This window comes from Pedobacter sp. ASV1-7, from assembly GCF_040203335.1.
Classification (GTDB): domain Bacteria; phylum Bacteroidota; class Bacteroidia; order Sphingobacteriales; family Sphingobacteriaceae; genus Pedobacter.
Map to the genome: position 1 here is coordinate 259,740 of NZ_JBEHBV010000005.1, position 12,756 is coordinate 272,495.

The following is a 12,756-nucleotide window of genomic DNA, read 5'->3' on the forward strand; positions in this document are numbered from 1 at the left end:
AACAAATCAACAATGGCACATCCAAAACGTAAAGTTTCTAAGAGCAGAAGAGATAAGAGAAGAACTCACTACAAAGCAGAAGCTCCTTCTTTAGCTACTTGTCAAACAACAGGTGCGATCCACGTACCTCACCGCGCTTACAACGTTGATGGTAACTTATACTACAACGGTAAATTGGTTATTGAAAACACCTCAATAGGTTAATTTTCTTGAAAAATAGTTTGTGTTTTAACTTCGCTATAGTTTAACTTAGCGCCTTTATAAATCGGCAATTTTGCCTGGTACACAAACTGATTTTACTATGAGAATAGGTCTCGATATAATGGGCGGAGACTTTGCTCCTAAAGCCAATGTTTTAGGAGCAATAGCGGCTCATCCCTTGTTATCTTCGGATGAGCAAATTGTGCTTATTGGAGATACTCAGCAAATTAAGCCCATCCTGATTGAAAACGGATTTAATCCGGATCACTTTGACTATGTTCATACCGAAGAAGTAATTGGTATGGGCGAACATCCCACTAAGGCTATCGTTCAAAAGCCTAACTCCAGCATATCTGTTGGTTTCAGCTTACTTAAAGAAGGGAAGCTTGATTCATTTGCAAGTGCAGGAAATTCAGGTGCCATGCTTGTAGGAGCTGTTTTTAGTGTAAAAACAATCCCTGGCATTATCAGGCCTTGTTTAACTACTTTCCTTCCTAAACTTTCTGGAGGCATAGGTTTAATGCTTGATGTTGGTGCTAACGCCGACTGCAAGCCTGATACTTTATTGCAATTTGGAGTATTAGGGAGTATGTACGCTGAAAATGTAATGGGCATTAAAAAGCCCAAGGTTGCATTAATGAACATAGGTGAAGAAGATGAAAAAGGTGACATGCTTAGTCTGGCAACATTTCCTTTAATGAAAGATACAAACCTATTTAATTTTGTAGGTAATGTGGAAGGCAGGGACTTGTTCAATGATAAAGCTGATGTAATTGTATGTGATGGTTTTACAGGAAATGTAATGCTTAAACTTGCAGAGTCCTTCTATGTATTGACTTTAAAAAGAGGTTTAAAAGATGCATTCTTTGACCGCTTTAATTATGAAAACTATGGAGGTAGTCCTGTTTTAGGAGTAAATGCCCCCGTAGTTATTGGTCATGGTATTTCAACACCTTTGGCTGTTAAAAACATGATTCTGCAATCCAGAGACATGATTACAACCGGCTTGGTTGAAAAAATACAGGCCGCATTTAAATAATTTTAAATAAAATGAGTAAAATTCACGCTGCGATTACAGCTGTTCATGGTTATGTACCTGATTACGTAATGACCAACAAAGAGCTAGAATCAATTGTAGACACTACCGACGAATGGATTACATCCAGGACAGGAATCAAAGAGCGAAGAATATTAAAGGGAGAAGGATTAGGGACTTCAGATATGGCAGTTCATGCTGTGAATGGATTACTTAAAAAACGTGGAATAGGTGCTGAAGAAATTGAACTGATCATTTTCTGTACTACTACTCCCGACATGCCTTTCCCGGCATCAGCAAACATCTTAGCCGATAAAATCGGCGCCAAAAATGCATGGGGATATGACCTTCAGGCAGCCTGCTCAGGCTTTATTTATGGTTTATCAACTGCATCTCAATTTATTGAATCTGGCAAACACAAAAAGGTTTTAGTTGTAGGTGGTGATAAAATGTCATCCATTATAAATTATGAAGACCGTACCACCTGCATCATATTTGGTGATGGTTGTGGTGCAGTTTTATTAGAGCCGAATGAAGAAGGCCTGGGTGTTATGGATTCTATTTTAAAAAGTGATGGCGCAGGCAAACAATTTTTACATCAAAAAGCTGGTGGATCTGCACGTCCGGCATCACATGAAACCATAGATAATAACGAACACGTAGTTTATCAGGAAGGACAGGCTGTATTTAAATTTGCCGTTACAAATATGGCCGATGTTGCTGCAGAGATCATGGAACGCAACCAATTAACATCTGATGATGTGACCTGGTTGGTACCACATCAAGCCAATAAACGAATTATTGATGCGACTGCATCAAGAATGGGTGTTGGTTCTGAAAAGGTTATGATCAATATTCAGCGTTATGGAAATACTACAAATGGCACCATCCCTTTATGTTTATGGGAATGGGAAAGCCAACTTAAAAAGGGCGACAATCTAATATTAGCTGCTTTTGGAGGTGGATTTACCTGGGGTTCAGTTTATTTAAAATGGGCCTACTAATTTTATAAAATAAATAATCTTAACTTAGATAGTTCTAAAGACGTACTATTTTTTCTAAAAAAATACCTAAAAAAATGGATATTAAACAAATTCAGGAACTTATTAAATTTGTTTCTCGTTCGGGCGTAAATGAAGTAGCTATTGAGCAGGAAGACTTCAAAATCACTATTAAAACTAATCAGACACCTACAATTGTTCAGGCAACTGTAGCTGCACCGATTCCTCCTGTTGCTGCAGTTGCTGCAGCTCCTCAAGTAGTTGCCCCTACTGAAAGCAAATCATCAGCACCTGTTGAAGATAGTTCAAAGTACATCACTATTAAATCACCAATGATTGGTACTTTCTATCGTTCTGCTAGTCCTGATAAACCTTCTTTTGTAAATGTTGGCGATGAAATTTCTACAGGTAAAGTGATCTGTATTATTGAAGCGATGAAACTTTTCAATGAAATTGAAAGTGAAGTTTCTGGTAGAATCGTAAAAGTTCTGGTTGAAAATGCATCACCAGTGGAGTATGACCAACCTTTATTTCTAGTAGAGCCAATTTAATCCCTGAAAAGGAACGAAAATATGTTTAAGAAAATATTAATTGCCAACAGGGGCGAAATTGCTTTACGCATTATTCGTACCTGTAAAGAAATGGGCATCAAAACCGTAGCTGTTTACTCTACTGCCGACAGAGAGAGTTTACATGTTAGGTTTGCTGATGAAGCCGTTTGTATAGGCCCACCACCAAGTAAAGATTCTTATCTAAGTATTCCAAATATCATTTCTGCAGCTGAATTAACAAATGCAGATGCGATTCACCCTGGCTACGGATTCTTATCTGAAAACGCTAAGTTTTCTTCTGTTTGCCGTGATTATGGAATTAAATTTATAGGAGCGACTCCTGAGCAGATCAATTCAATGGGCGATAAAGCTTCCGCCAAAGAAACCATGAAAAAAGCGGGTGTACCTACTATTCCTGGTTCTGAAGGTTTGGTTGAAAATGTTAAGGATGGTATTGCAACTGCTAACGAAATCGGCTATCCGGTTATCCTTAAAGCTACTGCCGGCGGTGGTGGCCGTGGCATGCGTGTAGTTTGGAAAGATGAAGATTTTGAAAATGCATGGGATAGTGCCAGACAAGAGTCTGGTGCGGCTTTCGGTAACGATGGTCTTTATTTAGAAAAGTATATTGAAGATCCACGTCATATTGAAATCCAGATTATTGGAGACCAGTATGGCAAAGCTTGTCACTTATCTGAGCGTGACTGTTCTATTCAGCGTAGACATCAAAAACTGGTTGAGGAGGCTCCTTCTCCATTTATGACTCCTGAATTACGTGAAAGAATGGGTGAAGCTGCGATTAAAGGCGCAATTGCTGTTCAATATGAAGGTGCAGGTACGATTGAGTTCTTAGTAGATAAACATCGTAATTTCTATTTTATGGAAATGAATACCCGTATCCAGGTTGAACACCCTGTTACAGAAGAGGTAATCAATTACGACTTAATTAAAGAGCAAATCAAGGTTGCTTCTGGAGTTCCTATTTCAGGTAAAAATTATTTACCTGATATGCATGCAATAGAATGCAGGATTAATGCAGAAGATCCTTTTAATAACTTCAGGCCATCACCAGGTAAAATAACGAATTTTCATTCGCCAGGTGGACATGGGGTAAGGGTTGATACGCATGTTTACGCAGGATATCAGATTCCATCAAACTATGACTCGATGATTGCCAAACTGATCTGTGTTGCACAAACACGTGAAGAAGCCATCAGTACAATGGAACGTGCATTAAGTGAATTTGTGATTGAAGGTGTAAAAACTACCATTCCATTCCACTTAAAATTGATGAAAGATCCTAACTTTAGAGCTGGTAATTTTACGACTAAATTTATGGAAACCTTTGAGTTTTCTGAATAAAGGAGATAATTCAATACATTCAGTTTAAAACTATTTAATAGATTTAAAACGTAAATACCATTCTAAATAAAAGAATGGTATTTTTGTTTTACAAATAACGTACATGAGTGAGCATAAAAAGCGTGACCTGATTGGGGCCATAAAAGAAAAGGGAAAAACTTTAGAGGCAGAAATGTCCTTTTTTGACCATATAGACGTACTTAGAAAGCATTTACTACGATCACTGTTGGTAATTGTACTGATTACAATCGGTGCTTTCTGGTTTTCTGACTTCATTTTTAACACCCTTATAATGGGGCCTAAAAACCCTGATTTCTGGACATATAGAATGATGTGCAAAATGGTAGCAACCTGGCCAACTTTGTTTGGGTCGGATTTCTGCATTACTCACATTGATGCAAAAATTATCAATACAGAGATGGCTGGGCAGTTTACCCTTCAAATTAATGCCTGTGTAATGGTTGGTATTATGTTGGGAATACCTTATATATTATTCGAACTTTGGCTATTTATTAAACCTGCACTACATGATAATGAGCGTAAATCGGCTAGCAGTTTTGTTGTTTTCGCTTCCACCCTTTTCTTTATTGGGATTCTGTTTGGTTATTACATTGTATGTCCATTATCTGTGAACTTCCTGACCAACTTTACAGTAAGTCCAGATATTCAGAATACGTTTACCATAACATCTTACCTTTCTTCTGTTGCTACATTAACTATAGGTTCGGGTGTGATTTTTCAGTTGCCTGTAGTGATCTTTATCTTATCTAAATTTGGAATCATGACTCCTGCTTTCATGCGTTCCACCAGAAGGTATGCAGCCGTAATTATTCTAATCGTTGCAGCTGTAATTACACCTACTGCAGATGTGCTGACGATGGTGGTCGTTGCTTTTCCGCTATTTATATTGTACGAGGTAAGTATTTTTATATCAGCAAATATAGAGCGCAAACGGAACAAAGAACTATACGGTGTCGCCAGAGTAAAAAAAACATAATACTAACCATTTATTCATAAGAAAATGTCAACAACCAAATTTAAAATTGCTATTGGCTCAGATCATGCCGGATTTAAATATAAAGAACTACTAAAATCATTTTTAAATGATCATGAGGTAAAGGACTTTGGTACTTTTAGTCCTGACTCTGTCGATTACCCTGATTTTGCACACCCGGTTGCCAATGCTGTAGAAAGTGGAGTCTTTAATTTTGGAGTTTTAGTCTGCGGTAGCGCAAATGGTGTTGCCATAACAGCGAACAAACATCAAGGGATCCGTGCGGCAATTTGCTGGCAGAAAGAAATTGCTGAACTAGCTAGATTGCACAACAATGCCAATATTATTTGTATTCCGGAGAGATTTGTATCTGAAGATCTGGCTAAAGAAATGGTTACAACCTTCCTGAATACTGCTTTTGAAGGAGGTAGACATGCCGGAAGAGTTGGTAAAATGTCTTGCTAAAACCAAGATTATGAAAAGGTCTTTTCTATACACCAGTCTCGTATTATTATTAGGCTGCACAGCAGTGGCACAAAACAAAGATGCCATTAAATTTAGTCAAACGATCACTAAAGACAATGCTTACAAACACTTATCTGTACTCGCTTCTGATGAATATGAAGGGAGAGGTACTGGTGTAAAAGGTGGTTGGATGGCTGCAGATTACATTAAAAACTTTTTTAAAGAAATTGGCTTGAAAGGACCTGTTAATGGGGAATATTTTCAACCAGTTGGTATCGTAAAAATGGGGAACGACCAGATTCTTACAATTGAAGGGCAACCTGCTGAACCAATTACAGATTTCTATAATATTAGAACTTCGATAACTAAAGGTTATACTTTTAATGCAAATAATATATTATTTGCGGGATATGGTCTGAATGCTGAGGCCTATAATGACTTTCATGGATTCAATGTAACCGGTAAGGTAGTCATGATACTTGGTGATGATGTCCCTAAAGCGATCTCTACCTATAGTGCAGCTTCTTATAGGATTATGCAGCTATCTAAAGAAAACCCTAAAGCGATATTGGTTGTAGAACCCAAGATTGGGGCTATGGATAGCGGAACTAAAAGAATGCTGGAGTATCAACCAATGGTATTAAATAATCAGGAGCACAAAGAACGTAAAATAAAAGATCAAGGAATCCCTGTTATCTACATCAGCAAACAAGTTGCAAATCAATTGCTAAAATCAGTGAATAAAACCATTGACGAGCTTAAAAATAAAATTGATGCTAATCGTAAGCCAGCATCCATAGAGCTTACTGCAACGATTAGCGCCAGTGCAATGCCAACAGAAACTAAGGTTAAGGCTGATAATGTTTTAGGATTTTTGGAAGGTTCAGACCCTAAGCTTAAAAACGAAGTATTGGTGATCACAGCTCATTATGATCACATCGGGCTGACTGGTGCTGAGACTGGTGATAAAGTTAACAATGGTGCTGACGACGATGGTTCCGGCACTACAGGAGTAATGATGATTGCTGAAGCATTTATGAAGGCCAAGAAGGCAGGTAAAGGTCCTAAAAGAAGTATCTTATTTATGACAGTAACCGGAGAAGAAAGAGGCTTATGGGGCTCTGATTGGTATTCGGAAAATCCTGTCTTCCCTTTAAAAAACACCATTACAAACCTAAATATTGACATGATAGGTCGCGGGGATGAAGCACATGCAGCAGACAATAATTTCGTGTATATTATTGGTTCTAATATGCTAAGCTCTGACCTTCACCGTATAAGCAAAAAGGCAAATCAGGATTATATAAAAATGAATCTGGATGAGAAGTACAACAACCGTACGGATCCGAATCGTTTTTATTACCGTTCTGATCATTACAATTTCGCGAAACATGGCATTCCTGTAATTTTTTACTTTAACGGTGTACACGAAGATTATCACCAACCGGGAGATGAAATCAGTAAGATTGATTTCCCTATGCTTGCTAAAAGATCAAAGCTTGTTTATTTCACAGCCTGGGAATTGGCAAATGCAGCAAAAAGACCTGTGGTTGATAAAAATGAAGACGGTACTATAAAAAAATAAAGACTTTTTTATTTTTATATTTGAAGGATGATGAAGGTATCTGAGGAATTTTTGGTGAAGGCTGATGAAAAAGCCTTTGATTTAGGGCATCGTAAAACTATTAACTACAATATAGGCAAATACAATACTGCTGTTGAACGAGGCTTGTCCAAATTTGAAAACCTGGAGAATTCTAAAAAGAAAGCCCATGTGATCAAATGGAGGGTCATGGAAAACCTGGACAAATTCCTCCCTGAGTTTGAATCTAACTTTCAACGTCGTGGCGGAAAAGTAATCTGGGCAAATAATACTGCCGAAGCTCAGAAAGAAATCCTTAACATTATCAATAAAAACGGAGGTAAAACGGTTATCAAGTCAAAATCTATGACAACCGAGGAGATCCACCTCAATGAATTCCTGGAAAAACACGGTATAGAATCATTGGAAAGTGATCTGGGCGAATACATTGTTCAATTGCTGGGACAACACCCCTATCATATTGTTACTCCCGCAATGCACTTAAATAAAGAGGATATTGCCAAACTTTTCCATGAAAAATTCGGAACACCTTTAGATTATACTCCTGAACAACTAACTCAAAAAGCCCGAGAGCTTTTAAGAGAAAAATATTTGAAAGCCGATATAGGCATAAGTGGTGGTAATTTTCTGATCGCCGATACCGGAAGTATTGCGTTGACAGAAAATGAAGGCAATGCAAGGCTTTGCACGACTTTTCCTAAGATTCATATTGCAATAGTTGGTATTGAGAAAATTATTCCTTCTATGACAGATTTAGACCTTTTCTGGCCACTTCTTGCCAGTCATGGTACCGGACAAAACTTAACGGTATACAATACCATTTTAAGTGGCCCGAGACGTGGGGAGGAAACTGACGGACCTGAAGAAATGTATGTTATCCTTTTAGATAACGGCAGGACCAATCTATTGGCTCAGAAAGATCAGCGTCAAGGCTTATATTGTATCAGATGCGGTGCCTGCTTAAATGCATGCCCGGTTTATAAGAATATTGGTGGACATACCTATAATACTACCTATAGTGGCCCTATTGGTTCTATCATTACACCACATTTAAAGGGCATGAAGGAGTTTAAACATCTAAGCTATGCTTCTAGTCTATGTGGGAAATGTTCAGAAGTCTGTCCCGTTAAAATAGACATCCACAAAATGTTGCTCTTAAACAGAAGAGATGCTGCAGCAACACATCAAAATACAAAAGCCGAAGAAATTGGCTGGAAGATCTGGAAGACAGGCATGCTGAAAAGATCTAGAATGGATTCATTTGGTGGAAAAGCAAAGAACTTCTTTCTTAAATTTTTCTTCAAAAAGGTTTGGGGTAAATATCGTGAAATGCCAGAGGTTGCACCAAAATCATTTGCAAAACTATACGAGGAAAAGAATAAGGAATCAAAAGACGCTTAACATCTTTTTTTCTGATTATTTATCAGGTACCCGTCGCTTCAACAATAACTTCTGCAAGGGGATTAAACAGATAAATGTGCCCGTTATTTAAACAGGTACAACGATACCTTTTTCTTAATTTTTCTCCCTTTTTAAACTGTCTTCCATCCTTAATTGTAAACACAGCATGTAAAGGCAACTCCTCAAGTCTTGGGATATCTTCCTTTACTTCATCATACTTTTTTAAAGCCCTTGAAAGCTTTAAGTCTGTACAACTTGCCGCAGTAGGATTATTTAAATAACTGACAATAGCTTTTTTAACATCTTCTGGAAAAACACTTTGCTCCAAAAAGGGGACCATCATTCTTTTGAAATTGTATTTCCATTCTTCACCATGTGGTTTTACTTTATTCTTATGATCGTTCCAGGTCAAAAGATGCGCAAACTCATGGACGGTAGTTACCAAAAAAGCGTAACAATTGAGGTTGTTGTTTACTGAAATCTTATGTCCTGCTCCTTTATAAGGATGTCTGTAATCACCAAGTTTTGTAGCTCTGCCTTTGCTTATTTTAAATTCACACTGAAAATAATCAATCCATTTGGCTATAATCGGCGCGGCCGATACGGGCATATATTGTGATAAAATGTTTTCCTTTTCCACAATCACAATATAACCAATTTACTTTAAAAGCTGATAAGCGATTAAACTTGCAAAATAAGCAAGAGCTGTCATATAAACCAACTGAATGCCTGGCCAGCGCCATGATTTTGTTTCCCTGTAAACTACAGCAACAGTGCTCATACATTGCATAGCAAAAGCATAAAATAACATCAACGAGAATGAAGTAGCAAAAGTAAATACCGGTAAACCTGTATCTGCAAATTTAGCCTCCCTCATTTTATCTCTTATACTTGTCACATTCTCATCTCCCCCCTCTACACTATAAATGGTCGCCATGGTTCCAACGAAGGCCTCACGGGCTGCAAATGACGTAATCAGAGCTATTCCAATCTTCCAGTCAAAGCCTAATGGCTTAATCGCAGGTTCAATTGCATGTCCCAATATACCTGCATAAGAATTTTTAAGTTTCTCTGCAGATTTATCTCTTTCAAGCGTGCTGATTTGCACACTATCTTTTTGGGCTTCTATTGCCGCATATTTCTTATCAATCTGTTCAAAACGATCTGAAGGGCCATAACTAGCCATTACCCAAAGAATAATAGAAATAGCAATGATCACCTTACCTGCTTCCACAACAAAAGTTTTCGACTTCTCGTACATGGTAAACAATACATTGTTCCATCTTGGCATCTGATACACTGGCATTTCCATAATAAAGTAAGATTTCTCTTTAGCTTTAATTAAGAAGCTCATCACTAAAGCAACAAGTATAGCAGCTACAATACTAACTACATACATACCCATTAGTGTTAAACCTTGCAGATTAATAAAGCCCCATATCATTTTTTCAGGCACCACTAATCCAATCAATAAAGTATATACAGGCAACCTGGCAGAACAACTTACCAAAGGAGCTACCATGATCGTAATGATCCTGTCTTTCCAGCTTTCAATGTTTCTCGCACTCATGATGGATGGTACGGCACAAGCTAAACTACTGATCATAGGTACTACAGATTTTCCGCTTAAACCGAACTTTCTCATGATCTTATCCATCATGAAAGTAACCCTTGCCATATATCCTGTATCTTCAAGAATGGATATAAAAGCAAAAAGAATAGCAATCTGAGGTATAAATATAACTACTCCACCGAGTCCCGCAACCACCCCATCTAATAACAAATTGGTTAAAATGCCTTCGGGCAAATGCGCATGTCCATACTCTGTAAGCCATGTAAATGAATTTTCAATCAACTCCATCGGATATGCAGACCAGGAGAAAATAGCATTGAAAATAAAGAATAATATGCCCAGGAAAATAACAAATCCCCAGATGCGATTCGTTAAAACCTTATCAATTTTATCACTAAAATTGAACTTTCTTGCAGCTCCGGTATCTTGTACAATTCCACTTAATATACTACCTAAAAAACGGTAACGTGCAACAGTTTCAGCAGCCTGAAGTTTTGAAGAATCAAAATCATGCTCCTTTCCAATTTCAGCTAATAAGAGTTTATCAGCTTTAGAAAAGCAATCAAGTGTTTCGTATTGATGCAACACCTGCAATGCGAAATAATTATTATCAGTTTTAACAACTGATTTAGCTTTTTCTATAGCTTCAGGAGCCAATGTATAAATATCAGTACCTTCTGTTTGAGTAGCTATTTTCGTGGTGTTATTAATTGCTTCCTTTAACTGGTCCAGTCCAGAATTACTTCTTGCCGATATAGATACGATCTGAACTCCCAATCTTTCTGAAAGCTTGTCAACATCAACCTCAACACCCTGCTTTTTGGCCATATCGGCCATATTCAATGCTAATACAACAGGAATTTTTAAATCTGCTACTTGTGAGTAAAGCAGTAAGTTCCTACGTAAGTTTGTAACATCCGCAACCAAAACTACTACATCAGGATGGCTTGAATTATTTTTATCTGCCAATACCTGAAAAACGATACTTTCATCGCGACTTTTCGGATATAAACTATAAGTACCAGGTAAATCAACAACCTCTGCATGTTTGCCATCTGGCAATTTACAGTAACCAACTTTTTTATCTACTGTAATACCCGGAAAGTTCCCAATTTTTTGATTTAACCCAGTAAGGAGATTAAAAAGTGTAGATTTTCCGGTATTAGGATTACCAACTAAGGCAATTTTAATATCTTTTCTCAAATCACTATTGAATTATAATAACAGATGCTTCGCTTTTACGTAAACAAAGTTGATATCCAGATACCCGGATTGCGATCGGGCAACCTAATGGCGCGAATCGCTCAACTTCTACAACTTCGCCGGGCAAGCAGCCCATTTCCATTAACTTTACAGACATTTCCTGATCTGTAAATGCTACAATAGTTCCTTTGTCTCCGGGATTAAGCTGCGAAAGTTTCATCTATTTTAAGGTTTGTATATCCTGCATGGGCGCTCGCCTCTTAGCAGATAAGGCGCAATTTAGACTTAATTTATAATAATTACAAATAAGACGATGCAGGACTCTCTCCATACACCGTCTTTATTTAGTCATTTTATTGTTACCCAAACATTGGGTTATCAAATTAGACTATTAATGTTTTGGATATGCGTTATAGCTCACTTTTGGACATTTACATCCACCTTTAAAAACTGTACAACTTCCTAAAAAACAAATCACTAACAACAAGAATAGTTTAACGATCAGTCTTTTCATTATAATTTGATTTGTGAAGTAATACATAGCTAAAAACACCCATAAATACACCGATCATATCACAGCCAAAATCCCACCATTCGGCAGACCTGTAGCTAAAGAACTTCCATTGTAACAATTCTATTCCAGCTCCTAAAGCAGCTGTGTAAATGATGATCTTAAAAATTGTTAATGAACTAAAGCTGTAATTGTGCTGATGGTTAATCTTACCGTAAAACAAAAGGATAGTCAGGACATAAAAGAAGCCCATGTGGACAAACTTGTCAAAGCCCTGAAAAAAGAAACCACCCCCACCACCTGAAGGCATCTTCACACAGCAAAGAATAACAACTACAATGGCCCATAACACGGCCCAAATCTGGTATTTTAACTGCCCAAAAATGCCCATTTACTAAGCTCCTACAAGTGCTTTATAAGCATCCGCAGTTAATAAACCTTCAGCTTGTGATGCATCTGTTAAAGTCACTTTAACCATCCATCCAGCACCATAAGGGTCAGTATTAACTAATTCAGGATTATCATTTAATGATGCATTAAATTCGCTTACAGTACCAGTTAAGGGCATAAATAAATCTGAAACAGTTTTAACAGCCTCAACTGTACCAAACACATCATCCTGACTAACCTCATCACCTACAGTATTAATGTCGATGTATACGATGTCCCCTAACTCGCGTTGTGCAAAATCTGTAATGCCAACATATGCCTCGTTACCTTCAACTCTAACCCATTCGTGGTCTTTAGTGTACTTTAATTCTGATGGAAAATTCATTTTTTTATTTGTTAGTTGCAATATTTTATAATTGAAAAAGGGACAAACTCCCCTATTCCCTTCAAAGGTAATTAAATCCG

14 protein-coding genes are annotated in these 12,756 nt (G+C 37.5%); 9 read left to right on the forward strand and 5 right to left on the reverse strand.

Annotation, left to right across the window (positions count from 1 at the left end; all coding sequences use genetic code 11):
• The first annotated feature begins 12 nt into the window (after positions 1–12).
• The 9 genes from rpmF (at position 13) to ABDJ41_RS13655 (ending at position 8,614) form a co-directional block, all read left to right on the forward strand.
• A complete protein-coding gene (rpmF, locus tag ABDJ41_RS13615; RefSeq protein ID WP_108555155.1) occupies positions 13–204 on the forward strand; it encodes a 50S ribosomal protein L32 in 192 nt (63 codons plus the stop codon).
• Between the two features lie 97 nt (positions 205–301).
• Complete coding sequence (plsX, locus tag ABDJ41_RS13620; RefSeq protein WP_349786599.1) at positions 302–1,240, forward strand: phosphate acyltransferase PlsX; 939 nt, start codon at positions 302–304, stop codon at positions 1,238–1,240.
• 11 nt (positions 1,241–1,251) lie between these two features.
• Positions 1,252–2,241, forward strand: coding sequence for a beta-ketoacyl-ACP synthase III (locus ABDJ41_RS13625; protein ID WP_349786600.1), 990 nt, complete (start codon positions 1,252–1,254; stop codon positions 2,239–2,241).
• A gap of 74 nt (positions 2,242–2,315) precedes the next feature.
• A complete protein-coding gene (gene accB / locus ABDJ41_RS13630) occupies positions 2,316–2,789 on the forward strand; it encodes an acetyl-CoA carboxylase biotin carboxyl carrier protein (protein WP_349786601.1) in 474 nt (157 codons plus the stop codon).
• A 21-nt stretch (positions 2,790–2,810) separates the two neighbouring features.
• Entirely contained in the window at positions 2,811–4,151 is a 1,341-nt protein-coding gene (gene accC / locus ABDJ41_RS13635) for an acetyl-CoA carboxylase biotin carboxylase subunit (RefSeq protein WP_349786602.1), read from the forward strand.
• Positions 4,152–4,254: 103 nt separating this feature from the next.
• Positions 4,255–5,148, forward strand: coding sequence for a twin-arginine translocase subunit TatC (gene tatC, locus ABDJ41_RS13640; protein WP_349786603.1), 894 nt, complete (start codon positions 4,255–4,257; stop codon positions 5,146–5,148).
• Positions 5,149–5,172: 24 nt separating this feature from the next.
• The gene (gene rpiB / locus ABDJ41_RS13645; RefSeq protein WP_349786604.1) at positions 5,173–5,610 is read left to right on the forward strand and encodes a ribose 5-phosphate isomerase B; all 438 of its coding nucleotides are present in this window, start codon (positions 5,173–5,175) and stop codon (positions 5,608–5,610) included.
• 10 nt (positions 5,611–5,620) lie between these two features.
• Positions 5,621–7,195 (forward strand): M28 family peptidase, encoded by a 1,575-nt coding sequence (locus tag ABDJ41_RS13650; RefSeq protein ID WP_349786605.1) that lies wholly within the window; start codon positions 5,621–5,623, stop codon positions 7,193–7,195.
• Positions 7,196–7,222: 27 nt separating this feature from the next.
• Positions 7,223–8,614 carry a LutB/LldF family L-lactate oxidation iron-sulfur protein gene (locus tag ABDJ41_RS13655; protein WP_349786606.1) on the forward strand — a complete coding sequence of 464 codons (1,392 nt, stop codon included), beginning with the start codon at positions 7,223–7,225 and terminating at the stop codon, positions 8,612–8,614.
• Positions 8,615–8,636: 22 nt separating this feature from the next.
• Here ABDJ41_RS13655 and ABDJ41_RS13660 read toward each other — a convergent pair whose 3' ends face one another.
• The 5 genes from ABDJ41_RS13660 to gcvH all read right to left on the reverse strand — a co-directional run bounded on the left by ABDJ41_RS13660 (position 8,637) and on the right by gcvH (position 12,676).
• Positions 8,637–9,254 carry a SprT-like domain-containing protein gene (locus tag ABDJ41_RS13660; RefSeq protein WP_349786607.1) on the reverse strand — a complete coding sequence of 206 codons (618 nt, stop codon included), beginning with the start codon at positions 9,252–9,254 and terminating at the stop codon, positions 8,637–8,639.
• Positions 9,255–9,272: 18 nt separating this feature from the next.
• Positions 9,273–11,390 carry a ferrous iron transport protein B gene (gene feoB, locus ABDJ41_RS13665; protein ID WP_349786608.1) on the reverse strand — a complete coding sequence of 706 codons (2,118 nt, stop codon included), beginning with the start codon at positions 11,388–11,390 and terminating at the stop codon, positions 9,273–9,275.
• Between the two features lie 4 nt (positions 11,391–11,394).
• On the reverse strand, positions 11,395–11,610 hold the full coding sequence (locus ABDJ41_RS13670; RefSeq protein WP_349786609.1) for a FeoA family protein: 216 nt from the start codon (positions 11,608–11,610) through the stop codon (positions 11,395–11,397).
• A 274-nt stretch (positions 11,611–11,884) separates the two neighbouring features.
• On the reverse strand, positions 11,885–12,292 hold the full coding sequence (locus ABDJ41_RS13675) for a VanZ family protein (protein ID WP_349786610.1): 408 nt from the start codon (positions 12,290–12,292) through the stop codon (positions 11,885–11,887).
• A gap of 3 nt (positions 12,293–12,295) precedes the next feature.
• Positions 12,296–12,676 carry a glycine cleavage system protein GcvH gene (gcvH, locus tag ABDJ41_RS13680; protein WP_349786611.1) on the reverse strand — a complete coding sequence of 127 codons (381 nt, stop codon included), beginning with the start codon at positions 12,674–12,676 and terminating at the stop codon, positions 12,296–12,298.
• Positions 12,677–12,756 lie beyond the last annotated feature (80 nt).

Bases quoted from the DNA above. Each gene is read 5' to 3' on its own strand.
- ABDJ41_RS13670 (WP_349786609.1), bottom strand. From the start codon at position 11,610: ATGAAACTTTCGCAGCTTAATCCCGGAGACAAAGGAACTATTGTAGCA.
- accC (WP_349786602.1), top strand. From the start codon at position 2,811: ATGTTTAAGAAAATATTAATTGCCAACAGGGGCGAAATTGCTTTACGC.
- plsX (WP_349786599.1), top strand. From the start codon at position 302: ATGAGAATAGGTCTCGATATAATGGGCGGAGACTTTGCTCCTAAAGCC.
- ABDJ41_RS13675 (WP_349786610.1), bottom strand. From the start codon at position 12,292: ATGGGCATTTTTGGGCAGTTAAAATACCAGATTTGGGCCGTGTTATGG.
- ABDJ41_RS13655 (WP_349786606.1), top strand. From the start codon at position 7,223: ATGATGAAGGTATCTGAGGAATTTTTGGTGAAGGCTGATGAAAAAGCC.
- gcvH (WP_349786611.1), bottom strand. From the start codon at position 12,676: ATGAATTTTCCATCAGAATTAAAGTACACTAAAGACCACGAATGGGTT.
- rpmF (WP_108555155.1), top strand. From the start codon at position 13: ATGGCACATCCAAAACGTAAAGTTTCTAAGAGCAGAAGAGATAAGAGA.
- ABDJ41_RS13650 (WP_349786605.1), top strand. From the start codon at position 5,621: ATGAAAAGGTCTTTTCTATACACCAGTCTCGTATTATTATTAGGCTGC.
- ABDJ41_RS13625 (WP_349786600.1), top strand. From the start codon at position 1,252: ATGAGTAAAATTCACGCTGCGATTACAGCTGTTCATGGTTATGTACCT.
- accB (WP_349786601.1), top strand. From the start codon at position 2,316: ATGGATATTAAACAAATTCAGGAACTTATTAAATTTGTTTCTCGTTCG.
- rpiB (WP_349786604.1), top strand. From the start codon at position 5,173: ATGTCAACAACCAAATTTAAAATTGCTATTGGCTCAGATCATGCCGGA.
- tatC (WP_349786603.1), top strand. From the start codon at position 4,255: ATGAGTGAGCATAAAAAGCGTGACCTGATTGGGGCCATAAAAGAAAAG.